The sequence below is a fragment of the Acinetobacter sp. 129952 genome, assembly GCF_056642055.1.
This window is the reverse complement of the sequence record NZ_JBWVSU010000010.1, coordinates 41708-66139: the sequence shown is the minus strand read 5'-3', so window position 1 is coordinate 66139 and position 24432 is coordinate 41708. Positions and strand designations below refer to the sequence as shown.

Below are 24432 nucleotides of genomic sequence, written 5' to 3'. Positions count from 1 at the left end.
CACCCGAAAGTGCTTTTTTATTGCTTTTCTTTTATTGATACCAGCCGAACAGCTTAAACATATAAGGCACATAGGCAATGATCAGCATCGCAGGCAGCAATACTATCATCGGCAAAATCCAGCGTTCATAACGGTAGTAGAAAGACAAGTGTCGTACTTCTGCATCCGCCTCGGCCACTTCGGCATCGCCAATCGACTGTCTGGCCAGCAGATGATTTAGCGCAACCGGTGGCGTCACATAACCCAGCTCAAAACCAATCAGGGTAATCATCCAGAAATGTACTGGATGAATGCCGTATTGATAGGCCACTGGAGCCACGGTCGCCGAGATCAGAATCACCGCGCCAAATGGATCCATGATCATCCCGACAAAAATCATCAAGCCGACAATCAGGGAAATCACCAGAATGGTACTGCTGATGTCGGTCGGGAAGGCTTCCATAATTTCAATACGTTCCAGCAAGCCACCCACACTCACCGAAAGTGCCATCAGAATGACCAAGGCACCAATATGGCCCACCGTCTCACTGGTCGAAATATGCATAGACTTCCAGAAACCGACATTACGCAAAATTTCAGTCGCTTTTGAACGCTGCACAGTATGATCAACAGCCAATTCTTTGCCTGGTTGTTCACTATGTTCAGCCTCACGATATTCTGCATTGGCTGCGGCACCGGCTGTCGCCAGTTCAGGTGCCGATCTTGAGTTTAAAGTTGCGGTCAAAGTTTCATCCCAATGCCCCACTGCCGGCAACGGCGCAGGTTCATGACGCAACTTGTCGAACAAGACAATCATCAGCAGAATGACTGGCATCATCACTGGTGCGGTAAATTCATTCAGGTCAGTCGACAAGGCATATTTATAGAATAACCAGATCAGAATGAAAATCACGATATAAGGAATAATCGCAATGAAGGCACGACCGGATTGAGGAGCAGCTATAGTTGGTGCGGCAATGCGGAATTTGTTTTCTGCAAAGAATAAGGAAATCACCAGAAATAAAGTCGAACTGAGCAGGAAGACATAAATCCCGTAGTGATACAGTAAGTCGGTGGTCACTTCTTTATTTAGTGATGCGACGACGACAATCAGCAAGCAAGGACGTAAAACCACACCCAGTGAACCGGACATTGCAGTGGCGGCCAGTGCAAACTGACGGCGTCCACCCGCATTCCAGACTTCCTTATAAATAATCGCACCTGCGGCAATTACGAAAATCCCTGAAGCCCCAGTATAGGCGGTCGGTAATGCAGCTGCCAGCAAGATTAACCAGGTCAGGGTTTCAGGGGCCAGATTCCATGGACGCAGAATATTCAGAAACATGTCCACGACACGGGTCTGTTTCAGCAACATACCGGCCCAGATAAACAAGGCCAAGTTCAGAAAGATACTAGAAAACTCCACCAATTGACCGAGGTAAATCCCCTGTCCCATTGGATAGTCCATAAAGAAAGTGAAGTTTATCCCGGTAGTAATGGCCATATAGGCATATAGCGGTACACTCAGAAAGGCCAGACCAAAACTGCCACCCTCACGTGTTGGTTTTGGTTGTTTGATCACCTGATACAAGCTGATCAGGGTGAGTGCGCTGAACAGAATCATCCACAACCAGTAGATGTATTTCATCTCCCCCATCGGCACGCCCGAGTTCAATACGGACTGATATTGGCTATAGGATGAAAATGCCAGGAAAGCATTAGCGACCAGCATGGCGACCGAATAAACTTTAAAGTCGATACGCGTGCTCGGGCTACGCAAGCCAATATGATGGGTTTTTAGAGTGGCACTGATCGCAGCAAAGACCACCATGATGACCAGAAGCAAAGCCCGGTTTTCCGTACCAAACTTAAAGATGCCAAAGAAAGAAGTTTCAAAGGTCCGATAAGCCCGAATACTTGGATGGGCTTCCACATGTTGAATGGCTTTATCATAAAACAGGTAGGATTCTTCACAGACCTGTTGTGCCTGTAACACCGCAGCACGGACATCCGCTTCCGAACGCACCCCGAAGAAATCGGCATATTCATCGGCTGCATCGGCTTTCATCTGCTGCTGAACGCGTTGATCGACATTAATATTGCGTTCACATTGTGGACGCGTCGGCTCAGCCCTTAAAAATGAATATTGCATTCCTGTTGCCGGATCGCCGTAAATACGCTCCCCCATACGCAGCAACTGGCCGTGAATCATTTCCCCGGTGCCAATAATCAAAGTGAGCAAAAGTAAAACCAGCACGACGAAGGTCGAGATCCACTCTGTCCATATATAACGCAACAGACCTAATCCTGATCTGTTTTGATCATTATTTTGCATGTGTATTCCTATTTTTATTTTAGCGGCCTGATGCTTGGTCTAGGACGCTGATCTTCCCTTCTGCCTAGAAAATTCCTTTTCAAAGGTCAGGATCTTTATTCTATGTTTTGACTTTGCATGAAAATTGGCACAATAAAAATGACAATTTATATTTTCTTTTTGTATTTTCTGCCAAGTAAATTATTTATCTCTGCACTTTAATTATCCCGAAAATAATTGCTCACAATATAGATCAGCGCCAGAATCACGCCCCAAATCACCCCAAGTAAATGTGCCTCAACCAAAACCGGACTACCGATCAGCTGCGCCGTTCCGACATTGCCAATGGTGTTTTCCCAGACCAGTTTGGCAAAAATCAAAAATAATACCAGCGCCGCAAAGCCGCGTTCCCGCTTATACAGCAAATGTACACAGGCTACGGCGACATAGGCACCATGCAGCACGCCCGACAGGCCAGCATAGGCTTCAATATTGGGTAAGAAAAAATAAAAGCTTAAACTGATCAACGGTGGCAAGATCAGCAAAATGGCACAGAAATGCCAGACGGTAGCGCGTGGAAAAATGAAAGGTAAACAGATAAAGGCGAGAATGTTTAGAAAGTAATGAATCCAGCTCACATGTACCCAGTGCGCTGTCCAGAGTCGCCAGAATTCACCCAGCAGACTCTCTTGCCAGTAGATAAAATGATCCTGAAAAATTTGCAGACATGCAGAGAGAGAGACAAAAGCCGCTAGAAAAATAATTTTTCGTCGAAAATGTTGATCTAGCATCGGCCTGTTGTCCTCCCTGACCATCTAATTTGACTTCATCCCTGAAGCTTCATGCATAGTATCTGCATTACAGATCCGCACTGAACAGATCATCGAGCTCGGAAGAACTGTCGGACTCATCCCAGAAACGTTGCATGCCATCATCGCCACTACGTATACCAGTATTTTCTGTCCAGTAACGATCTGATATGCCACTGACCATAATCGCGGCCATGCTGTCAATCAGCTTGAATTGCGGATTTACCGGTTTTTCCTCCGTACGGGCCTGAGCAAAGGTTTTCAAGGCATCCCGAACTTTGGCATCATCGCCACTGGCCTGAGCCGCTACGGCATACAAGGCATGAGATAAACGTACACCTTTTTGCTCACCAATTTGTGTAGATTGTTTTAATGTTTGGTAAGGGTCAGGGTTGCCTTCCCCTGCGCCTGGCAACAAAGTCCAGATCACCGCACGGGTGGCATTCGGCGCACCCCAGAATTTCGCGTTATCCAGACACACCATGCCACGCTCGACCACGGCAGCAATATCTTTCGGTACATGCACTGCACCACCCGAGTTAATATCATTGGTCATGGCCTGCAAGCCACTGAGCATACCCAACAGATAAACCGTTTGCTCGATATCACTGTTCATGCGTGGGCATTCTTCACCCAGGGCTTTTTGGTATTTCTTTTCATAACGGCTCTGGAACAGTTGATAACCGGTATATTGACGCTGTGCTGCCAGTGCCGCCCAGCGCTTCTGCTCGATTCGGGCATCTTGAGCTTCTGCCACCTGATTGGTTTTTGAAGCACGTAAATAGCGTAACTCGGCTTCCAGCGCTTTTTGCTCGGCACAAATACCGGCAGCCGAATACATCAGCACGGCCACCCGTGTTGGATCCGCCCCCATTTCTTTGGTCGCCATAATGGCCGGCGTTAAAGAATTCCCTGAATTACACACCATTTCAGCATCATCCATCGCTAAAATCGGCGGTACAATATGGTTTTCGGTGAAACCCAGTGCAATATTGGCACCGGTTTTAATGACCTGAGAACACCCCGTCAAAACTGTTGTTGTTATTGCAATGGTCGCCATACCTTGGCATATTTTACGGACGTCTGACATTTTCCTGTCCTCTATAATTGTGATTATGTCCATCTTTCTGCTAAAGATATCAGAAGCATTTTGTGAATAAAAGAGTATTTACTCTAATTTAGACGAGACACTTTGCCATTAAATAGCCGCGCTGCAATTGACTGTATTTAGAAGAATACCAAATTTTGGGCAAAAAAAAGTAGCATTGCGACGGTTCAGCACATGCTACTTATTAACTGTACAAGCAGAAAAATAATAAACCCTGCTTGATTAAGATGAAAATTTATCCTTCAACACTGTCCCGAGTCGTCCGATCACCAGCGTTAAAACAATCGCTACGATCAGAAACATCCATACTGGAAATTCCATTAAGGTCTCCCGTAGTTGCTGTTGGTGAGTTAAATGTACAGGCTAAAAATAAAACATAGGGAATAAATTGTCAGACAATTTCTCTAAGTCATGGATTAACCTTGATTTCTGTCTGACAATAAAAATAGGAATTTGGTCTAAATATTTGTTTTATGAGCATTTTAATTAAATCATTAAAATGCGTTTGTTTTACAACTAAATTAATTTAGTCAATAATTTTAAGGATTTCCATTGTTTGAAGGGCAATTGATCACACCAGATCAATAAAGGTCGCGCCTTGGCATGCTGAAAATACACCACAATATACGCCTGATGATCAATTACGTGACTAATACATACCCGACGGGTCGGTCGTGCTTTGGTAGTCAATGACCATTCACGTCCATCCAGATATTCAAACTGCTCAATCTGTGGTGTCTTGCGGTAAAACAGCTGATAAATCACCAAGCCTATGACAGCGCACACTGCCCAAAGTGCAATCGGCAATAACTGATACAACAGATACATCAGCAGTGCAAAAATAAAAAGCTGAAACGCCAATGCACAGAGACTGCGTTTCAGCTTAAAGCAACGATTATCCATGAACGTAAAATTTAAGCTTCTTGATAAAATCTTTTAGTTCAGGACGCGGCGGCTCAGACACTTCCATAAACCAGTCCAGCAAATCCGGGTCTTCCTGCTCAACCAGCTCTGCAAACATCTGTTTTTCGAAAGGCTCAGCATTCAGGTAATGGTTTTTTACGTAGGGATCAAAATATACATCCAGTTCTTTTAGACCACGACGCGCACGATAAATCACTTTGCGCTCTTCTAAGCTGATGTCATCAGTCATCGAATTTCCCCAACTCGTTATAAACCCGAATAGTTTACCTGAAGCGCTGGCTGAATTTCGAGGGATTTCATAGAAATGACCAAAAGCATCAGCAGATTGAAGTCATTTGAACATTCCGCTCATTGCTGCTGATCTTGGCATGGCCTAAGTTAAACCAAACAGATCAAAATAAGGAATAACAAGATGCAATCTGCAGCCATTCGCCCACTCGCTCCGATGCTGCCGCGCCAACTCTTTACTGCCGAACATGAGGCTTTTCGCGAGACGGTACGTAAATTTTATGAGAAAGAAGTCATTCCACATACCGAGCGTTATGAAAGCCAGCAGCATGTAGATCGAGAGCTATGGAATAAAGCCGGTGAGCTTGGATTGCTCTGCGCTACCATGCCTGAGGAATATGGCGGATCTGGCGTAGACCGGTTGTATAGCATGATTTTGATTGAGGAACAGGCCTATGCCGGAGATTCAGCGACTGGGTTTTCGCTACATTCGGATATCGTCGCCAATTATCTGCTGAACTTTGGCAGTGAAGCTCAAAAACAGCAATGGCTGCCGAAAATGGCGTCTGGAGAGGTCGTCACCGCAATCGCCATGACCGAACCGGGAACTGGCTCTGACCTGCAAGCAGTGCGGACATCTGCTGTATTGGATGGCGACGACTATGTGATTAATGGTTCCAAGATTTTTATTACCAATGGCTATCTTTGCGATATGACGATTGTGGTATGTAAAACGGGCAATAATGACAAAGGTTCGGCCAATCTGTCATTGATTATAGTCGAAGCCGACCAAGCTGGATTTAGTAAAGGCAAGCCGCTGAATAAAATTGGCATGAAAGGTCAAGATACCTGTGAACTGTTCTTTGACAATGTTCGGGTTCCGAAAGAAAACCTGCTCGGTCCGGAAGGCATGGGTTTCATGATGCTAATGAAAGAACTAGCTTGGGAACGCCTGATTGTAGCGATTATCTGTCAGGCAGGTGCTGAAGCCGCTTTTGCCCACACAGTAAAATATACCAAGGAACGTCAGGCTTTTGGCAAGAGCATCAGCCATTTTCAAAATACCCGTTTTAAACTGGCAGAACTACGTACCGAGATCGATGTGTGCCGCGCTTATCTGGATCGCTGTATGCAGCTGCAACTCAAGCACGAATTAGGCGTAGATGCCGCTGCTGCGGCCAAATACAAGATTTCAGAAATGTACAGCAAAGTCGTAGATGAATGTCTGCAACTGCATGGTGGTTATGGTTATATGCTGGAATATCCAATTGCCCGGGCTTATATCGACAACCGTGCCAACCGGATTTATGCGGGTACCAATGAAATTATGAAAGAACTCATCGCCCGTTCACTTTAAAATGGATGCATAAAAAAGGAGTCTCTCAGGACTCCTTTTTCTGTATGCAAAAATATAAATTTAAGAGACCAAACGCGGTTTATGCTTTAAAGCATTGCTGTTTTTTCTAAATTTCAGCACCCCATCTTCAAACGAAGCCTGCTTGAGTTCCTTGCGGTCTGCCAGATAATTATTGCTGACTTTCCATGGAGCATGTTTACCCTGCTTTGGCATCACGTCTGCAGCTCGGGCAATATAACCCGAACTAAGACTACCCATGACGGTATCCTGAAGCAATTCACTCTGATCTCCCTGAGCAATCACCTGCGCATAACCTTGCTGATCCATATAGTTCAGCAGACGGCAAATATACTCAGCTGCAATGTCGACTTTAAGCGTCCAGGAGGCATTGATATAGCCAATAATCAGCGCCATATTCGGTATATCACTGACCATGATGCCTCTATACAACATATGCTGTGAGGTATCGATAGGCTGACCATCCATCGTCGCCTGAATCCCGCCAAGAATTTGAATATTCAGACCGGTGGCAGAGACGATAATATCAGCATCCAGATGTTGACCTGATTTCAGCTGAATTCCCGTTTCGGTAAAGGTTTCTATCTGATCCGTTGCAACTGATGCCTGCCCTTCACGTAAAATTTTAAACAGATCCCCATCTGGCACCACACACAGACGCTGATCCCAAGGTTCATAATTCGGGGTAAAGTGCTTCATGTCCACTTTACCTTTTAGCTGAAGTTGCACCGATTTAAGCAAAAGCGATTTTAATAATTTTGGCTGTTTCTGTGCCAAAGCGTAAATCCCGCGCTGCATGCCGATATTACGCGCACGTGTCAGCTTATAGGCGACCTCCTCAGGCAGATATTTACGCATTTTTGAATAAATAAAATCGAGCGAGGGCACAGAGGCAATATAAGTCGGTGAACGCTGCAACATGGTGACATGTCCTGCTCCACCTTTAACCATCGCAGGAACCAAAGTAATCGCAGTGGCACCACTGCCAATGATCACTACCTTTTTGCCTTTATAGTTTAAATTTTCCGGCCAATGTTGTGGATGAATAAACTCACCTTTGAATGCAGTTTGATTTGGAAACTCCGGCTGAAAACCCTGATCATAATTATAATAACCGGTACAACCCAGTACAAAGTTGGCGATCCAGATCTGCTTCTTACCGTATGCATCCTCGATCTCTACTGACCATTTGCAGGTTGTAGAATCATAATTGGCACTTAAGACCCGATGCTGAAAATGGATTTTCGGCTGTAGCTTAAACTCATCCACCACTTCAGTCAGATAATTTTTGATGGATGCGCCATCGGCAAGCACGCTTTCTTTCTTCCAGGGTTTAAAATTAAAACCAAAAGTCGACATATCCGAATCAGAACGGATTCCCGGATATTTAAACAGGTCCCAAGTTCCGCCAATACTTTCGCGGCGTTCAATAATCTCAAAAGAGCGTTGTGGACAATGTTTAGAAAGATGCGCTGCCAGACCAATCCCCGAGATCCCCGCACCCACGATTAAAATATCTACCTGCTTTTCCATCTTGTTCTTTTACCTAAGCGATGCTATCTGTTTTTATTAAATCACAAAACTGACAATACACAATGTCAAGTTTATTAAAAAGGCGTTATTTTTTTATCTTTTGAGGCCAGATCAGTTATCTGAAACTGAATCACTCTAAATTAAAATATACAGACAATAAAAAAGGCCGGTTTATTCAACCGACCTTTTCGAACAACTTGCGTTATTCTTCACGAAATTAGTTAACTTCGCGATCTACTAGCTCAACGTAAGCCATCGGTGCAGCATCACCTGCACGGAAGCCCGCTTTAAGAACACGTAGATAACCGCCGTTACGCTCTTTGTAACGAGGGCCAAGAACGGTAAATAATTTACCAACAGTTGCTGCTGAACGAGTACGAGCAAACGCCAAACGACGGTTTGCTACTGTATCGTTTTTAGCTAAAGTGATTAAAGGCTCAGCTACACGACGTAACTCTTTTGCTTTAGGCACAGTTGTTTTGATCAACTCGTGCTCGAACAAAGAGTTAGCCATGTTTTGGAACATCGCTTTACGATGACTGCTTGTACGGCCTAATTTCACACCACTATTACGATGACGCATGGTGATAGTCCTACTTAATTAACGGCTACGATAGGCGAAACGATCGTCCATACGGAGACTAGCCGGTGGCCAGTTCTCTAAACGCATGCCGAGTTGTAAGCCTTTAGAAGCCAGAACATCTTTGATCTCAGTAAGCGATTTTTTACCCAAGTTAGGAGTTTTAAGCAACTCAACTTCGGTACGCTGTACAAGATCACCAATGTAGTAAATGTTTTCTGCTTTCAAACAGTTAGCAGAACGAACAGTTAGCTCTAGATCATCTACTGGGCGAAGCAAGATTGGGTCAACTTCTTCACGAGGCTCTTGAGCAACAGGTGCTTGATCTTTCTGAAGGTCAACGAAGATCGCAATTTGTTGCTGCAAAATAGTTGCAGCTTTGCGGATCGCTTCTTCAGGATCTACAGTACCGTTAGTTTCAAGATCAATGATCAGTTTATCAAGGTCAGTACGTTGTTCTACACGCGCGTTTTCCACGGTGTATGAAACACGTTTGATTGGGCTGTAAGACGCATCTAACTGCAAGCGACCCACTGGGCGAGTTTCGCCTTCAGGGAAGCGTGAATCAGAAGTCTCGTAGCCACGACCTTGAGCCACTTTCAGACGCATTTTCAATGAGCCTGAGGCACTTAAAGTACCGATCAAATGTTCAGGGTTAACCACTTCAACATTATGAGGTAAACGAAGGTCAGCCGCAGTTACGTCGCCTGCACCTTGTTTCTCTAATGTTAAATAAGCTTCATTTTGATCGAACAGCTTAATCGACAATCCTTTTAGGTTCAGCAAGAGCTCGACGATGTCCTGCTGCAAGCCTTCCAAAGTACTGTACTCGTGCTCGACCCCTTCAATCTCAACTTCTACCACAGCTGCGCCAGGTAGAGAAGAAAGAAGGATGCGACGTAAAGCATTACCAAGAGTATGACCAAAGCCACGCTCTAATGGTTCTAGAATAACTTTTGCCGAGGTCCCGCTTGCCGCTTCGACCTTGATCGCTTGCGGAGTTAGAAACTCATTTGCAGTACGCGTCATATTGCTTCCTCAAGGATTATTTAGAATACAATTCTACAATCAAGCTTTCGTTGATTTCAGCAGGTAAATCAGAACGATCCGGTGCAGCTTTGAACGTACCTTCTAATTTAGAATGGTCGATTTCCATCCAAGAAGGCATGCCACGTTGAGTAGCTAATTCAATTGCGTTTTTGATACGTAATTGTTGCTTAGCGCCTTCGTGAACTGCGATCACATCACCCGCTTTAACTTGGATAGACGCAATGTTAACACGACGGCCATTCAAAGTGATGCTACGGTGAGATACTAACTGACGAGCTTCTGCGCGAGTAGAACCGAAACCCATACGATAAACAACGTTATCAAGACGGCTTTCAAGTAGCTTCAACAGGTTTTCACCAGTTGCGCCTTTAACACGAGCAGCTTCTTTATAGTAGTTACTAAATTGACGCTCTAAAACACCGTACATGCGACGTACTTTTTGTTTTTCACGTAATTGTAGTGAGTACTCAGATTGTTTACCACCACGAGCCCCGCCGTGTTGGCCAGGAACTTTCGCATGTTTTTTTGTCTTAACATCAAACGGTTTAACGCCTGATTTAAGTTGCAGGTCTGTCCCTTCGCGACGAGAGAGTTTGCATTTTGGACCAATATAACGAGCCATGAATGTTTCTCCTTACACGCGACGTTTTTTAGGTGGACGGCAACCGTTGTGCGGGATTGGCGTCACATCGGTAATGCTGTTAATTTTATAACCCACTGCACCTAAAGCACGAACCGCAGATTCACGACCAGGACCAGGACCTTTTACAAGGACGTCCAAGTTTTTCAAACCGTAGTCTAAAGCAGCTTTACCAGCAACTTCAGCAGCTACCTGAGCAGCGAACGGAGTTGATTTACGTGATCCACGGAAGCCTTGTCCACCTGAAGTGGCCCAAGCCAGTGCATTACCTTGACGATCGGTAATAGTCACAATGGTGTTATTAAAAGAAGCGTGAATGTGTGCGACACCTTCAGAGACGGTACGAGTGACCTTCTTGCGTGCGCGAGTATCTTTAGCCATCTTTTAGCTTCCAGAAATCTTATTTCTTAATAGGTTTGCGCGGACCTTTACGGGTACGAGCGTTAGTTTTGGTGCGTTGACCGCGGACAGGCAAGCTGCGACGATGACGAAGACCGCGGTAGCAGCCTAAATCCATTAAACGTTTAATGTTCATGGAAATTTCGCGACGTAAATCACCTTCGGTCGGAACCTTAGCAACTTCTGCACGAATCGCATCAAGCTGAGCGTCATCTAATTCACGGATCTTAGTAGTTGGAGCAATACCAGCAGCAGCTAAGATAGCTTTTGAAGTATGGCGACCAATACCAAAGATATACGTTAGAGAGATAACAGCGTGCTTGTTATCCGGAATGTTTACACCGGCAATACGAGCCATTCAATTTTCTCCAAAAAGGCAGTAGATAATCAACCGCCCCACAAAAATCTTGAGGGGCGGATAATAACCTAATTCGCCTACAGAAATCAACAGGTCTTAATCAGATTAACCTTGACGCTGCTTATGACGAGGTTCTGCGCTACAAATTACGCGGATAACCCCATTACGACGGATAACTTTACAGCTACCACAAATTTTCTTAACAGAAGCTTGTACTTTCATGATGAAACCTCAAGTGCGCTTATCCCTTAGGATGAGCAGTCGTTTTTCTCATTAACGTTTGATTATCGTATTGGTGCGAAGTGAGGTGTGATTGCAGCTGAGCCATAAAGTCCATCACTACCACCACAACAATCAGCAAAGAGGTACCACCCAAATAGAATGGAATACCAAATGAACTTTGCAATACCATCGGCATCAAACAAATGACTGCGATGTAAATCGCGCCAATAAAGGTCAAACGATTGAGAATATGATCTAAGTAACGAGCAGTTTGCTCACCTGGACGTATACCAGGCACGTAAGCTCCGCTGCGTTTCAAGTTCTCTGACACTTCTTTAGGACTAAATACCAGTGCTGTATAGAAGTAACAGAAAAAGATAATTAACGCACCAAAGAGCACCAAATACAACGGCTGACCAGGCGACAATACCAATGCGACATCTTGCAGGCTACGCTTAATAAATCCAGCATTTGGATCTGCACTACCCACCCACTGACCTAAGCTCGCAGGGAACAAAAGCAATGAACTGGCAAAAATTGCTGGAATCACACCCGCCATATTAATTTTTAATGGCAAATGTGTCTGCTGTGCAGTAAATACACGACGACCTTGTTGTTTTTGAGCATAGTTTACCGGAATACGACGCTGCGCTTTCTCGATAAACACGATCGCTGCCAAAACACCCAAAGACAACAAACCAAAAATTACCAAGCCAATCAGGCTGGTTTGGCCATTATCTACAGATGAGAAAGATTGCATAATCAGATTAGGCAATCCGGCAACAATACCCGCAAAGATGATCATGGAAATACCATTTCCCACCCCACGCTCGGTAATCTGTTCACCCAACCACATCAAGAACATGGTCCCCGCAACCAGTGAGGTTACTGCAGGAACATAAAAAGCCAAACCAGTATTCAGGGTAATCCCCTGACTGATCAGGCCTGCACACATACCTATCGCCTGTACCAGCGCTAAGAATAATGTACCTTGTCGTGTATATTGATTAATTTTACGTTTGCCTTGCTCGCCTTCTTTCTTTAAAGCTTCCAGCGAAGGAACCACAGTTGACATTAACTGCACGATAATCGATGCAGAGATGTATGGCATGATCCCGAGAGCAAGAATAGACATTCGTTCTAATGCCCCACCAGAGAACATGTTAAACAAACCAAGGATGGTACCTTGGTTTGCATTAAACAAGTTTTCTAACGCAGCATTATTGATGCCTGGTACTGGAATATGCGCTCCTAGTCGAAACACCAACAACGCACCAATGAGAAACATCATTCGACGAATAATTTCACGGTATTTCACATGAAATGGTTGGCCTTTCATCATGTTGACATGACCTGAAGAACTAGGAGTCATAGACACTGGGGATTACTCCTCGACTTTGCCGCCAGCAGCTTCAACAGCAGCTTTAGCGCCTTTAGTCAATGCAACACCTTTAACAGTGAATGCACGAGTAATTTCACCAGAAAGTACGATACGAGCACGGATCATGTCTTTACGTACAACGTTCGCAGCTTTTAAAGTTTCAAGAGACACGATGTCGCCTTCAACTTTAGCAAGCTCAGATAAACGTACTTCAGCAGTTTTCAAAGCCAATTGGCTAGTGAAGCCGAATTTAGGCAAACGACGATAAAGTGCTGTTTGACCGCCTTCGAAACCTGGACGAGTACCACCGCTCTTACGTGAGTTTTGACCTTTGACACCACGGCCACCGGTCTTACCAACGCCAGAACCGATACCACGGCCTAAACGAAGGTTGTCACGTTTAGCACCTTCTGCAGGTGCAATTGTATTTAAACGCAGAGTCATGGCTTATTCCTCTACACTAACCATATAGTAGACTTGGTTGATCATACCACGGTTAGAAGGTGTGTCTAACACTTCTACAGTATGACCAATACGACGCAGACCTAAACCTTGCAGGCTAAGCTTGTGATTTTTCAAGCGGTGCGATGCAGATTTAGTCTGGGTAACTTTAATCGTTTTCATGATTGATTACCCTTGAATTTGTTCTACTGAAAGACCACGTTTCGCAGCAACCTTTTCAGGAGTAGTCATATCACGCAAACCATTGAAAGTTGCGTTTACTACGTTAGCAGCGTTAGTAGAACCACGGCATTTAGTCAACACGTTACGTACGCCTACAGCTTCTAGAACTGCACGCATAGCGCCACCAGCAATTACACCTGTACCTTCAGAGGCAGGCTGCATGAATACGCGGCTAGCGCCGTGACGTGCATGAATTGGGTGCTGTAACGTACCATCAACAAGGTCAACAGTAATCATATTGCGACGAGCAGCTTCAAGTGCTTTAGAGATAGCAGCTGGAACTTCACGTGCTTTACCACGACCAAAACCTACGCGACCATTACCATCACCCACAACAGTTAATGCTGTGAAAGAGAAGATACGACCACCCTTAACAACTTTGGCTACACGATCAACGGCAACCAGCTTTTCAACAAGACCTTCGTTTTGTTCAACTTTAGCCATGATTAGAACTCCAAGCCGTTTTCACGAGCAGCATCAGCCAAGGCTTTGATACGACCATGATATTTAAAACCAGAACGGTCAAATGCAACTTTAGTAACACCAGCTGCTTTAGCGCGTTCTGCGATTAAAGCACCTACTTTTTGAGCTGCTTCAACGTTACCAGTTGTACCCGCACGTAGAGTAGCGTCTAAAGTAGAAGCTTGCGCTAATACTTTGCCACCATCTGCAGAGATAACTTGAGCATAGATGTGACGCGGAGTGCGGTTTACACACAAACGAGTCGCACCCAATGCACGGATGTGCAAGCGTGTGCTTTTCGCACGACGCAAACGGGATTGTTTCTTTTCGTTCATAAGAACCTCGCGCCTTATTTCTTCTTAGCTTCTTTACGAAGTACAACTTCGTCAGAATAACGAACACCTTTGCCTTTATATGGCTCTGGTGGACGGTAACCACGGATATCTGCAGCAACCTGTCCTAAAGCTGCTTTATCAGCAGATTTAAGAATGATTTCAGTTGCAGTTGGAGTTTCAGCAGTTACACCTGCAGGAAGTGCATAATCGATCGGGTGAGAGAAACCAAGGTTAAGATGAACAACGTCACCTTTAACCGCAGCTTTATAACCAACACCGATAAGCTGTAACTTACGTTCGAAACCTTCGCTAACACCTTTTACAAGGTTGTTAAGCACAGCGCGAGCAGTACCAGCTTGCATCCAAGCGTCTTTCGACTCTTGTACTGGAGCAATAGCTAGAATACCGTCTTCCTGTTTAAGCTCGACCAGCGCATGCAGGTTGAAAGACAATGTACCTTTAGTGCCTTTCACTTCGACCTGCCGGCCGTTCTGAGTAACTGTTACACCGTTAGGTACAGTTACTGGGGCTTTAGCCACACGAGACATGAGGAATCACCTATTAAGAAACAAAAGCAATAACTTCACCACCAACGCCTGCAGCACGTGCAGCGCGATCAGTCATGATGCCTTTGCTTGTAGAAACAATTGCAATACCTAAACCTTGCTTAACGCTCGGAAGTGCATCTTTACCGCGATACTGACGTAGACCTGGACGGCTTACGCGCTTCACAGTTTCGATAACTGGTTTGCCTTCGAAATACTTTAAAGTCAAAGTAAGAGTTGGTTTGCCTTCAGCATCCGCAACTTCTACGTTTGAAATATAACCTTCTTGTTGAAGTAAGTTAGCAATTGCTACTTTCAACTTAGAATTAGGCATAGAAACAGTTTGTTTCTTTGCCATTTGTGCGTTACGAACACGTGTTAGCATGTCGGCAACGGTATCTTGCATACTCATCTATAGTGCTCCTTACCAGCTTGCCTTAACAACGCCAGGTACATCACCTTGCATTACTGTTTCACGTAATTTGTTACGGCTTAAACCGAACTTACGGAAGTAACCATGAGGACGACCAGTTAAACCACAACGGTTACGTAGACGTACTGGAGATGCATTACGTGGTAATGCTTGTAATTTCATCATCGCTTCGAAACGTTCTTCGTCTGATGCATTTACGTTTGCAATAACAGCTTTTAATTCAGCACGTTTTGCAGCGTATTTAGCAACAGTAGCTTCGCGTTTCAATTCGCGATTAATCATACCTTTCTTAGCCATATCGACCTCTTATTTGAACGGGAAGCCGAATGCACGCATAAGCGCACGGCCTTCGTCATCGGTGCGAGCAGTCGTAGTAATGGTAATATCCATACCACGAATACGATCAATCTTGTCAAAATCGATTTCAGGGAACATGATTTGTTCCTTAAGACCCATTGAGTAGTTACCACGACCGTCGAATGATTTCGCAGAGAAACCACGGAAGTCACGGATACGAGGGATCGCAATCGAGATCAAACGGTCCAAGAATTCGTACATACGTTCGCCGCGTAAAGTAACTTTACAACCGATCGGCCAACCATCACGGATTTTAAAACCAGCGATTGATTTACGAGCTAACGTAAGTACTGGTTTTTGACCAGCGATAGCTTGCATATCTGAAAGAGCACCATCAAGGAGTTTTTTGTCAGCAGCAGCTGCGCCAACACCCATGTTGATCGTGATTTTAGTGATGCGAGGAATCTCCATCACATTCTTAACGCCCAATACTTCTTGTAATTGAGCTTTAAGTTCGTCGTTGTAACGTGTTTTAAGTCTGGCCATGGCCTATATCAACCTATTACTTCGCTACCGCCACTGATTCACCATTTGATTTGAATACGCGAGTTTTCACGCCATCAATCACTTGGTAACCAACACGGTCAGCCTTTTGGGTTGTAGCATTAAAAACTGCCACGTTTGAAATATGAAGCGAAGCTTCCTGAGTTACAACGCTACCTTCAGCGCCTGTAGCACGGTTTGGCTTCTGATGCTTCTTCACCAAGTTAAGGCCTTCAACCTTAACACGGTCATTAGAAACAGACAGAACAGTACCCTGTTTGCCTTTTTCTTTACCTGCGATCACAATTACTTGATCGCCTTTTTTAATCTTAGCCATGATCGCCTCTTATAGAACTTCAGGAGCCAATGAAATAATTTTCATGAACTGTTCAGTACGAAGTTCACGAGTCACTGGTCCGAAAATACGAGTTGCAATCGGCGCTTTGTTGTTGTTCAAAATAACAGCAGCGTTATCGTCGAAACGAATCACTGAACCGTCTGCACGACGGATACCGAATTTTGTACGAACCACAACCGCATTCATCACGTCACCTTTTTTAACACGTGCGCGTGGAATTGCTTCTTTTACAGTAACTTTAATAATGTCGCCAACAGAAGCATAACGACGATGCGAGCCACCAAGTACTTTAATACATTGTACGCGGCGTGCACCACTGTTGTCTGCTACGTCGAGCATAGTTTCGGTCTGAATCATTGCCCTACTCCAAAACCGAGCAACACCGGTCGAAATTTCGAAAGGCTCAAAGAGTACTCGAAATTGACCGATGATGCAACAAGAACGTTAATTACTCAGCAGCTGCTTCAACAACTTCAACTAGAGTCCAAGACTTAGTTTTAGAAATTGGGCGGCTTTCTTTAATGGTTACAACATCACCAGCTTTCGCTGTGTTGTTCTCATCATGAGCATGTAATTTTGTTGAACGGCGGATTAATTTGCCATACAACGGGTGTTGAACTTGGCGTTCAATAAGAACAACGATAGATTTATCCATCTTGTCGCTTACAACTTTGCCAGTTAACGTGCGGACTGTTTTATCACTCATTGTCCGTTCCCCTGTTTTTCGGTAAGGAGGGTCTTAATACGAGCAATAGTCTGACGAGTAAGTGCAACTTCATGCGATTTACCCAATTGACCAGTTGCTTTCGCCATACGAAGACGGAATTGGTTAAGCTGTTGCTCATCAAGCAAAGCTGTCAACTCTTCTACCGACTTTTCACGTAGATCTTTAGTTTTCATTACATTACCGTCCGAGTCACGATAGCGGTTTTAAACGGAAGCTTAGCTGCTGCAAGCGTAAACGCTTCGCGAGCCAATTCTTCGTTAACACCATCAATTTCGTACAAGACTTTACCTGGTTTGATTTGGCAAACCCAATATTCCACAGAACCTTTACCTTTACCCATACGCACTTCAAGAGGCTTAGAAGTAATCGGCTTGTCCGGGAATACACGGATAAAGATCTTACCACCACGCTTAATACGACGGCTAATTGTACGACGCGCTGCTTCAATTTGACGCGCAGTCATTTGACCACGTTCAACTGATTTAAGTGCAATAGTACCGAAAGATACTGTGCTACCGCGGTGTGCTAGACCAGTGTTACGGCCTTTCTGCACTTTACGGAATTTAGTACGCTTAGGTTGCAACATGGATTATTCTCCTTTTTCAGCAGAACGATCATTGCGACGACCACGACGCTCTTGACCTTCACCACGACCACGACCGCGTTTAGCTGGACGCTCTTCTGCTGGAGCTGGGTTCATGACTTGTTTCATGCCGCCCAAGATCTCACCACGGAAGATCCAAACTTTAACACCGATCGTACCGTAAGTAGTCTCAGCACGCATAGTCGCATAGTCGATATCTGCACGAAGCGTATGTAGAGGTACACGACCTTCACGATACCACTCAGTACGAGCAATCTCAGCACCACCTAAACGGCCTGAAACTTCTACTTTGATACCTTTAGCACCAGCACGCATTGTGTTTTGTACCGCACGCTTCATAGCACGACGGAACATTACACGTTTTTCTAATTGAGAAGCGATAGCTTCAGCAACTAGACGCGCGTCTAAGTCTGGACGATCAATTTCATTGATACTTACTTGCGCAGGAACACCCATGATAGATGTCAATTCGCGTTGTAGTTTCTCAATATCTTCGCCTTTTTTACCGATTACGATACCTGGACGAGCAGTGCTAATAGTTACTTTAGCAGCGCCTGTAGGGCGTTCGATAAGAATGTTGCTGATCATCGCGTTTTTAAGTTTTTTGATCAAAAACTCACGAACTTGAAGATCTTTAAGCAAGTATTCAGCGTATTGTTTCGGATTCGCATACCAGTTAGCGTTATGACGTTTCACAACACCTAGGCGGATACCGATTGGATGAACCTTCTGACCCATATCAAACCCCTACCTTAACGGTGATGTGACAAGTACGCTTAGTAATACGATCTGCACGGCCTTTAGCACGTGGCATAATACGTTTCAGGCTCATGCCTTCATCAACGTAGATCGTAGAAACTTTAAGGTCGTCTACATCTAAACTGTTATTGTGTTCAGCGTTTGCAATCGCAGATTCCAACGCTTTCTTAACTAGAACTGCAGCTTTTTTGTTGCTGAAGTTAAGGATGTTAAGAGCGTGCGCAACAGATTTGCCGCGGATAAGATCTGCAACCAAACGAGCTTTTTGTGCCGAGATAGCGGCACCGCGTAATTTAGCAGTTACTTCCATCATAGCACCCATTAACGTTTAGATTTCTTGTCAACACCGTGACCGCGATAGGTACGAGTTGGTGCAAATTCACCAAGCTTGTGACCAACCATGTGCTCAGAAACGATCACAGGAACGTGGTTACGGCCATTGTGTACAGAAATTGTTAAACCAACAAAATCCGGGAGGATCATCGAACGACGCGACCAAGTTTTGATCGGCTTACGGTTATTAGCCGCGATAGCCGCTTCAACCTTAGCGAACAAGTGCGCATCGACGAATGGGCCTTTTTTCAGAGAACGAGGCATTGTCAGATTCCTTTACTTGTTACTTAACGCGACGGTCGCGAATAATCATCTTAGTCGTACGCTTATTGGTACGTGTCTTGTACCCTTTAGCTTTTTGACCCCATGGGCTTACAGGTTGAATACCTTTGTTACGCCCTTCACCACCACCATGTGGATGGTCAACTGGGTTCATCGCCATACCACGAACGGTAGGACGAACACCACGCCAGCGTGATGCACCAGCTTTACCTAGTGAACGAAGGTTGCTTTCTGAGTTAGATACTTCACCTAACACAGCACGGCATTCAACGTGAATTTTACGCATCTCGCCTGAACGCAGACGAACGATAGCGTAAGAACCGTCACGACCCAACAGCTGAACTGAAGTACCAGCTGAACGAGCTAACTGCGCGCCTTTACCGATTTTAAGTTCGATGTTGTGAAGAGTAGAACCGATAGGCATGTTGCGAAGCGGCAAGCAGTTACCTGGACGAATTGGAGCATCGTTACCAGACTGTACTTTATCGCCAGCGCGAAGGCCTTTAGGAGCGATGATATAACGACGCTCACCGTCAGCATACAATACAAGTGCAATGTGTGCAGTACGGTTAGGATCGTATTCGATACGCTCTACAGTTGCAGGAATACCATCTTTGTTACGTTTAAAGTCAACTAGACGGTAGTGCTGCTTGTGACCGCCACCAACGTGACGAGTCGTGATGTGACCGTTGTTATTACGGCCGCCAGTACGTTTTTTAGCTTCAACCAACGGAGAGTATGGTGCGCCTTTGTGAAGGTGATCGTGAACCACTTTCTCTACAAAGCGACGTCCTGGAGACGTTGGCTTACATTTTTGAATAGGCATAATTCTCGTCCTTATTCCGCTGTGCTTTCAGCGGTATCGCCCAAGTCAGCCATTTCAACATCTTGGCCAGCTTTCAGGGTGACGTATGCTTTTTTAACATCAGAACGACGTCCTAATGTTTTACCAAAGCGTTTAGACTTACCTTTAGTGATAGTCGTGTTAACTTTAACAACTTCCACACCAAAGAGTTGTTCCACTGCTTTTTTGATTTCAAGCTTGTTTGCATTTAATGCAACTTTAAACACTTGAACACCAGCAGTTTCACCTAAAACTTGTGCTTTTTCTGAGAATACAGGTCCTTGCAGGACTTGATAGATACGTTCGTTGTTCATCCGAGTTCTACCTCAATTTTCTTAGCAGCAGCTACAGACATAACAACTTTGTCGAACGCAATCAAGCTAACCGGATCGATTGCAGCAGCATCAACCACATCAACGTGTGGAATGTTGCGCGCAGCAAGATACAGGTTCTCATCAACAGCATCAGTAACGATCAATGCGCGAGTCGCATTCAAGTCGTTAAGTTTTGCAAGCAATTCTTTAGTTTTTGGAGCTGCAACAGCAAACTCTTCAACTAAAACTAGGCGATCTTGACGAACAAGTTCAGCTAGGATGCATTGCATAGCACCGCGGTACATTTTACGGTTTACTTTTTGAGACCAGTCTTGTGGACGAGCAGCAAAAGTTTTACCACCGCCAACCCAGATTGGGCTACGAATAGAACCAGCACGAGCGCGGCCAGTACCTTTTTGACGGAATGGCTTGCGACCACCACCAGAAACGTCTGCACGTGATTTCTGAGCTTTTGAACCTTGACGGCCACCAGCTAAATAAGCTGTAACCACTTGGTGAACAAGAGCTTCATTAAATTCACGACCGAACGCAACTTCTGATAATTCAACAGCAGAGCCGGAAACAGTATTTAAATTCACGTTATTTCCCCTCAGGCCTTGATCGTAGGACGAACGATTACGTCGCCACCAGTAGCACCAGGAACCGCGCCTTTAACAACTAGAACTGAACGTTCTGTGTCGATAGCAACGATCTCAAGACCCTGTGTAGTTACGCGTTCAGCACCTAAATGGCCAGCCATTTTTTTGCCTTTGAATACGCGACCAGGAGTCTGGTTTTGACCAGTAGAACCTAAAACACGGTGAGAAACTGAGTTACCGTGAGTTGCATCTTGCGTACGGAAGTTCCAACGCTTAACACCACCTTGGAAACCTTTACCTTTAGATTGACCAGTTACGTCAACAACTTGACCAACTTGGAACAATTCAACGGTAAGCGTACCACCAACTTCACGACCTTCAAGATCAGCTTCTGTAGCACGGAATTCTTGAACTAGACGACCAGCTGCAACACCCGCTTTCGCGAAGTGGCCTTTCTGAGCGTTAGTTACGCGAGATTCGCGACGTTCACCAGTAGTGATTTGAATCGCTTGATAACCATCAGTTTCAAGCGTTTTGATTTGAGTGATGCGGTTAGGATCAACCTCAATCACTGTAACAGGCACAGAAACACCAGCATCTGTAAAGATACGTGTCATACCGCACTTGCGACCGACTAAACCAATAGCCATGTGCATAAACCTCTAAAAAAGCGGCCTAATTAACTTAGAGTGTTAATTAACCCGAAAGCCTTAACCCAATGCGATCTGAACATCAACACCAGCTGCAAGATCTAACTTCATCAATGCATCTACAGTTTTGTCTGTAGGTTGAACGATGTCGATCAAACGCTTGTAAGTACGGATTTCGTACTGGTCACGCGCGTCTTTGTTTACGTGTGGTGATGTTAAAACGTTAAAACGTTCAATGCGTGTTGGCATTGGAATTGGACCACACACTTGTGCGCCAGTACGTTTTGCGGTTTCTACGATTTCTTGAGCTGATTGATCAATCAGGCGATGATCAAAAGACTTAAGACGGATACGAATTCTCTGGTTAGACATACCAGTAAACTCCAAGCCAAATATATAAAGAATCACTCTTGACGCATCTCACCCCACTTTATGTGGGCAAGTGTCAAGAGCAGTGAAATATCACTAAGGTCATGATCGATGCCACGACTGTAACGATAGTTAACTACTTTATTCGCAGTTAACCCCCTTCCTATTGAAGGGTCGCTTATTATAGCCATTGTTTAATGCATAAGCAAATCTCTTTTATGGTTTTATCCAAGTTTTCAATTTATGACTTAAAACAATAGTTTATTGTGTAAATATTAGGCAGTTTTTGCCAAAACATATTCTATAGCACGATTTAACATCTGATTTCCTTCAATAAATTTTTGCTTCGTGGTTTTTTTTAATTCAAATAAATTTTGCACATATTTTCCTGAAAATTGCGCAAGCTCTTCTTCATTTTCCAAAAACAATGCCAGGGTTTCCGGCGTGATTTCAGGATGAAACTGGAAGCCCAATACATTTCTGCCCAACTGGTACATCTGATTACGACAGGCTTCATTTTCTGCCAGATGGACTGCACCTTTGGGCAATTCAAATGTTTCATTGTGCCATTGCAGAATATTAAACTGCTCCGGCAGGCTAAAACACGTCTCTGGTAGATTCGCCACTCTGTGCACCGTGGTCCACCCCAATTCTTGTTCTGGATTGCGACTAACACCTGCACCCAAAGCATTTGCAATCAACTGCCCACCTAGACACAGGCCAATTGCCGGTTTACCATGCGAAAGATAGCGACGCAACCAGCGTTTTTCTATTTTTAACCAAGGGAAATTCGCTTCATCATTCACACTCATGGTACCCCCCATAATGATCAGCAAATCCACCTCTTCCACTGCAGGCAGCGCCTCGATCTCCAAAGGTCGATCGACGGGTAAAGCAAAAAATTCAGTCGCTGTAATGTGCGCCTGATGCTGCTTTAAAAATTCATAACAACTACCAAAACCCTCACCAGCAATATGCTGAAAATAATGCACTTTTAAATGCGATTTCATGCTCCTCAACCTATTTTTTTTAGCTATATAGATTTAGGTTTTGCAAAAATGAAGCCAACTTTTTATAAGACTTGTTGTTTTTAAACAATTCACAACGTAACTGGCAGTGAGTCACAGATTCTCTTAAGCTAGAGTAATATTTGATTACATTTGAGCGCATTCACGTGAAACAAGACTCTCAAACTCGCCTGATTCATGCACCACGAAAGGCTCCTCAAGCGATTTCTACCATTCAGCCTCCCCTCTATCGTGCATCGACCATTATCTTTAACAATACCGATGCCCTGTTTAATCGCCATTGGACCGATGACTATGATTATAGTTATGGCACGCATGGCACGCCTACGACCTTTACGCTGGGCGATAACATCGCACAACTCGAAGGTGGTTTATATCACCTGCTCGCACCGAGTGGTTTATCCGCGATTAATCTCGTGAATTCTTGCTTTTTAAGCCAGGGCGATGAGGTTTGGGTGGCTGACAATATCTATGGTCCAAACATGGAGCATTTACGCAATATGGAAAAGCGTTATGGAATTACGGTTAAGGTCTACAATCCCATAGAGCTTGATACATTTCAGCCTACAGATAAAGCCAAACTGATCTGGCTCGAGGCTGCTGGCTCAGTCACCTTGGAATTTCCGGATCTGGCTGGTTTAGTGAAAAAAGCTCAGGCACACAATATTCTTACTGCGCTGGATAATACCTGGGGCGCAGGTCTGGCTTTTGATGCCTTTGATTTTAGTGAAGAGCATTTAAGTGTAGATATGACGGTACATGCACTGACCAAATATCCAAGCGGCGGTGGTGATATCCTGATGGGCTCAGTGGTTACGCGAGATAAGACCCTGCATCACAAACTGTTCCGTGCGCATGCCATTCAGGGCATTAGTGTTTCTGGTGATGATGTGGCACAGATACAACGTAGTCTGGCTTCGATGCAACTGCGATATCAACATCAATCCAACAGTGCGCTTACATTAATGACATGGCTTAAACAGCAAACCGAGTTTGTGCAAGTACTTCATCCTTCAGATCCGGACAGTGCAGGCCATCAGTACTGGAAAGAAATTTGCAAGCAAGGTGATAGTGCCGGCCTGGTCAGCGTGATCTTTGACAGCACATACGTAATGCAGGATATCCGGAATTTCTGTGATAGCTTAAAACTGTTTAAGCTTGGCTTTAGTTGGGGTGGCCCTGTCAGTCTGGTCATGCTATATAACTTAAAAGACATGCGTGTGCTGGAACATTCACACTTAAAAGACGGCTTGCTGGTTCGTTTCTGTATTGGACTGGAATATCCGGAAGATTTGATTCAAGATATTCAGCATGCACTAGAACAAATGAAAAAACTTAAAAACGAATAATAAATAACAGGAAAAGC

The 24432-nt window shown here is 44.6% G+C and carries 36 protein-coding genes and 1 pseudogene; 2 read left to right on the top strand and 35 right to left on the bottom strand.

The genetic code is table 11. The features are described 5' to 3' along the window. Positions 1–31: 31 nt before the first annotated feature. The 5 genes from AC1IR0_RS12050 to AC1IR0_RS12030 form a co-directional block, all read right to left on the bottom strand. A complete protein-coding gene (locus tag AC1IR0_RS12050; protein WP_409666343.1) occupies positions 32–2314 on the bottom strand; it encodes a TRAP transporter large permease subunit in 2283 nt (760 codons plus the stop codon). A gap of 197 nt (positions 2315–2511) precedes the next feature. Then, positions 2512–3084 (bottom strand): rhombosortase, encoded by a 573-nt coding sequence (gene rrtA / locus AC1IR0_RS12045; protein ID WP_004281478.1) that lies wholly within the window; start codon positions 3082–3084, stop codon positions 2512–2514. Between the two features lie 67 nt (positions 3085–3151). After that, positions 3152–4192, bottom strand: coding sequence for a hypothetical protein (locus AC1IR0_RS12040; RefSeq protein WP_479741418.1), 1041 nt, complete (start codon positions 4190–4192; stop codon positions 3152–3154). 534 nt (positions 4193–4726) lie between these two features. Next, positions 4727–5113, bottom strand: coding sequence for a hypothetical protein (locus AC1IR0_RS12035; protein ID WP_004281482.1), 387 nt, complete (start codon positions 5111–5113; stop codon positions 4727–4729). Continuing rightward, the gene (locus tag AC1IR0_RS12030) at positions 5106–5363 is read right to left on the bottom strand and encodes an FAD assembly factor SdhE (RefSeq protein ID WP_004281484.1); all 258 of its coding nucleotides are present in this window, start codon (positions 5361–5363) and stop codon (positions 5106–5108) included. Before AC1IR0_RS12030 ends, AC1IR0_RS12035 begins: the two co-directional genes overlap by 8 nt. A gap of 183 nt (positions 5364–5546) precedes the next feature. On the opposite strand from AC1IR0_RS12030, the gene AC1IR0_RS12025 reads away from it, so the two are divergent. Then, on the top strand, positions 5547–6719 hold the full coding sequence (locus AC1IR0_RS12025) for an acyl-CoA dehydrogenase family protein (RefSeq protein WP_085064923.1): 1173 nt from the start codon (positions 5547–5549) through the stop codon (positions 6717–6719). 60 nt (positions 6720–6779) lie between these two features. Here AC1IR0_RS12025 and AC1IR0_RS12020 read toward each other — a convergent pair whose 3' ends face one another. The 30 genes and pseudogenes from AC1IR0_RS12020 to AC1IR0_RS11875 all read right to left on the bottom strand — a co-directional run bounded on the left by AC1IR0_RS12020 (position 6780) and on the right by AC1IR0_RS11875 (position 23048). Further along, positions 6780–8270 carry a flavin-containing monooxygenase gene (locus AC1IR0_RS12020; protein WP_409666340.1) on the bottom strand — a complete coding sequence of 497 codons (1491 nt, stop codon included), beginning with the start codon at positions 8268–8270 and terminating at the stop codon, positions 6780–6782. A 217-nt stretch (positions 8271–8487) separates the two neighbouring features. After that, a complete protein-coding gene (rplQ, locus tag AC1IR0_RS12015; RefSeq protein ID WP_004281488.1) occupies positions 8488–8853 on the bottom strand; it encodes a 50S ribosomal protein L17 in 366 nt (121 codons plus the stop codon). 18 nt (positions 8854–8871) lie between these two features. Next, positions 8872–9879: a DNA-directed RNA polymerase subunit alpha gene (locus tag AC1IR0_RS12010; protein WP_004281489.1), complete on the bottom strand. Its 1008-nt coding sequence runs from the start codon at positions 9877–9879 to the stop codon at positions 8872–8874. Between the two features lie 16 nt (positions 9880–9895). Further along, positions 9896–10522, bottom strand: coding sequence for a 30S ribosomal protein S4 (gene rpsD / locus AC1IR0_RS12005; RefSeq protein WP_004281490.1), 627 nt, complete (start codon positions 10520–10522; stop codon positions 9896–9898). Positions 10523–10534: 12 nt separating this feature from the next. Then, a complete protein-coding gene (rpsK, locus tag AC1IR0_RS12000; RefSeq protein ID WP_004281491.1) occupies positions 10535–10921 on the bottom strand; it encodes a 30S ribosomal protein S11 in 387 nt (128 codons plus the stop codon). A 19-nt stretch (positions 10922–10940) separates the two neighbouring features. Next, positions 10941–11297, bottom strand: coding sequence for a 30S ribosomal protein S13 (gene rpsM / locus AC1IR0_RS11995; protein WP_004281492.1), 357 nt, complete (start codon positions 11295–11297; stop codon positions 10941–10943). Between the two features lie 105 nt (positions 11298–11402). Beyond that, positions 11403–11519 carry a 50S ribosomal protein L36 gene (gene rpmJ, locus AC1IR0_RS11990; RefSeq protein ID WP_000867907.1) on the bottom strand — a complete coding sequence of 39 codons (117 nt, stop codon included), beginning with the start codon at positions 11517–11519 and terminating at the stop codon, positions 11403–11405. Between the two features lie 19 nt (positions 11520–11538). Next, positions 11539–12858, bottom strand: a complete 1320-nt coding sequence (gene secY, locus AC1IR0_RS11985; protein WP_171054339.1) for a preprotein translocase subunit SecY — start codon at positions 12856–12858, stop codon at positions 11539–11541. 45 nt (positions 12859–12903) lie between these two features. After that, a complete protein-coding gene (gene rplO, locus AC1IR0_RS11980) occupies positions 12904–13344 on the bottom strand; it encodes a 50S ribosomal protein L15 (protein WP_005248206.1) in 441 nt (146 codons plus the stop codon). 3 nt (positions 13345–13347) lie between these two features. After that, complete coding sequence (gene rpmD / locus AC1IR0_RS11975; protein ID WP_004281495.1) at positions 13348–13524, bottom strand: 50S ribosomal protein L30; 177 nt, start codon at positions 13522–13524, stop codon at positions 13348–13350. A 6-nt stretch (positions 13525–13530) separates the two neighbouring features. After that, a complete protein-coding gene (gene rpsE / locus AC1IR0_RS11970; protein ID WP_004281496.1) occupies positions 13531–14028 on the bottom strand; it encodes a 30S ribosomal protein S5 in 498 nt (165 codons plus the stop codon). A 2-nt stretch (positions 14029–14030) separates the two neighbouring features. Then, positions 14031–14381, bottom strand: a complete 351-nt coding sequence (gene rplR, locus AC1IR0_RS11965) for a 50S ribosomal protein L18 (RefSeq protein ID WP_004281497.1) — start codon at positions 14379–14381, stop codon at positions 14031–14033. Between the two features lie 14 nt (positions 14382–14395). After that, a complete protein-coding gene (gene rplF, locus AC1IR0_RS11960; protein WP_004645059.1) occupies positions 14396–14929 on the bottom strand; it encodes a 50S ribosomal protein L6 in 534 nt (177 codons plus the stop codon). 13 nt (positions 14930–14942) lie between these two features. Beyond that, positions 14943–15338 carry a 30S ribosomal protein S8 gene (gene rpsH / locus AC1IR0_RS11955; RefSeq protein ID WP_004281499.1) on the bottom strand — a complete coding sequence of 132 codons (396 nt, stop codon included), beginning with the start codon at positions 15336–15338 and terminating at the stop codon, positions 14943–14945. Positions 15339–15350: 12 nt separating this feature from the next. Further along, complete coding sequence (gene rpsN, locus AC1IR0_RS11950; RefSeq protein ID WP_004732275.1) at positions 15351–15656, bottom strand: 30S ribosomal protein S14; 306 nt, start codon at positions 15654–15656, stop codon at positions 15351–15353. Between the two features lie 9 nt (positions 15657–15665). Beyond that, positions 15666–16202 (bottom strand): 50S ribosomal protein L5, encoded by a 537-nt coding sequence (rplE, locus tag AC1IR0_RS11945; RefSeq protein ID WP_004645057.1) that lies wholly within the window; start codon positions 16200–16202, stop codon positions 15666–15668. Positions 16203–16218: 16 nt separating this feature from the next. After that, on the bottom strand, positions 16219–16536 hold the full coding sequence (gene rplX / locus AC1IR0_RS11940) for a 50S ribosomal protein L24 (RefSeq protein WP_004281502.1): 318 nt from the start codon (positions 16534–16536) through the stop codon (positions 16219–16221). Between the two features lie 9 nt (positions 16537–16545). Next, positions 16546–16914 (bottom strand): 50S ribosomal protein L14, encoded by a 369-nt coding sequence (gene rplN, locus AC1IR0_RS11935; RefSeq protein ID WP_004281503.1) that lies wholly within the window; start codon positions 16912–16914, stop codon positions 16546–16548. 91 nt (positions 16915–17005) lie between these two features. Next, entirely contained in the window at positions 17006–17263 is a 258-nt protein-coding gene (rpsQ, locus tag AC1IR0_RS11930) for a 30S ribosomal protein S17 (protein WP_004281504.1), read from the bottom strand. Beyond that, positions 17260–17457 (bottom strand): 50S ribosomal protein L29, encoded by a 198-nt coding sequence (gene rpmC / locus AC1IR0_RS11925; RefSeq protein WP_004281505.1) that lies wholly within the window; start codon positions 17455–17457, stop codon positions 17260–17262. The genes rpsQ and rpmC overlap by 4 nt, the downstream gene beginning before the upstream one ends. Beyond that, on the bottom strand, positions 17457–17870 hold the full coding sequence (rplP, locus tag AC1IR0_RS11920; protein WP_004281506.1) for a 50S ribosomal protein L16: 414 nt from the start codon (positions 17868–17870) through the stop codon (positions 17457–17459). Before rplP ends, rpmC begins: the two co-directional genes overlap by 1 nt. Continuing rightward, positions 17810–18626 (bottom strand): annotated as a pseudogene (gene rpsC, locus AC1IR0_RS11915) (30S ribosomal protein S3). The gene rplP and the pseudogene rpsC overlap by 61 nt, the downstream one beginning before the upstream one ends. 1 nt (position 18627) lies before the next feature. Beyond that, positions 18628–18957, bottom strand: a complete 330-nt coding sequence (gene rplV / locus AC1IR0_RS11910; RefSeq protein ID WP_001982638.1) for a 50S ribosomal protein L22 — start codon at positions 18955–18957, stop codon at positions 18628–18630. Positions 18958–18968: 11 nt separating this feature from the next. Next, positions 18969–19244, bottom strand: a complete 276-nt coding sequence (gene rpsS, locus AC1IR0_RS11905; RefSeq protein WP_004281508.1) for a 30S ribosomal protein S19 — start codon at positions 19242–19244, stop codon at positions 18969–18971. 19 nt (positions 19245–19263) lie between these two features. Further along, positions 19264–20088 (bottom strand): 50S ribosomal protein L2, encoded by an 825-nt coding sequence (gene rplB, locus AC1IR0_RS11900; RefSeq protein ID WP_004281509.1) that lies wholly within the window; start codon positions 20086–20088, stop codon positions 19264–19266. A gap of 11 nt (positions 20089–20099) precedes the next feature. Beyond that, positions 20100–20420, bottom strand: a complete 321-nt coding sequence (rplW, locus tag AC1IR0_RS11895; protein ID WP_004281510.1) for a 50S ribosomal protein L23 — start codon at positions 20418–20420, stop codon at positions 20100–20102. Next, positions 20417–21019: a 50S ribosomal protein L4 gene (gene rplD, locus AC1IR0_RS11890; protein WP_004281511.1), complete on the bottom strand. Its 603-nt coding sequence runs from the start codon at positions 21017–21019 to the stop codon at positions 20417–20419. The genes rplW and rplD overlap by 4 nt, the downstream gene beginning before the upstream one ends. 11 nt (positions 21020–21030) lie before the next feature. Next, a complete protein-coding gene (rplC, locus tag AC1IR0_RS11885) occupies positions 21031–21669 on the bottom strand; it encodes a 50S ribosomal protein L3 (RefSeq protein WP_004645054.1) in 639 nt (212 codons plus the stop codon). A 60-nt stretch (positions 21670–21729) separates the two neighbouring features. Continuing rightward, the gene (rpsJ, locus tag AC1IR0_RS11880) at positions 21730–22041 is read right to left on the bottom strand and encodes a 30S ribosomal protein S10 (protein WP_000070912.1); all 312 of its coding nucleotides are present in this window, start codon (positions 22039–22041) and stop codon (positions 21730–21732) included. A gap of 272 nt (positions 22042–22313) precedes the next feature. Further along, on the bottom strand, positions 22314–23048 hold the full coding sequence (locus AC1IR0_RS11875; protein WP_005108602.1) for a type 1 glutamine amidotransferase: 735 nt from the start codon (positions 23046–23048) through the stop codon (positions 22314–22316). Positions 23049–23212: 164 nt separating this feature from the next. Between AC1IR0_RS11875 and AC1IR0_RS11870 the strand changes: the two genes are divergently transcribed. Further along, entirely contained in the window at positions 23213–24415 is a 1203-nt protein-coding gene (locus AC1IR0_RS11870; RefSeq protein ID WP_035335417.1) for a PLP-dependent transferase, read from the top strand. The last annotated feature ends 17 nt before the right edge of the window (positions 24416–24432 follow it).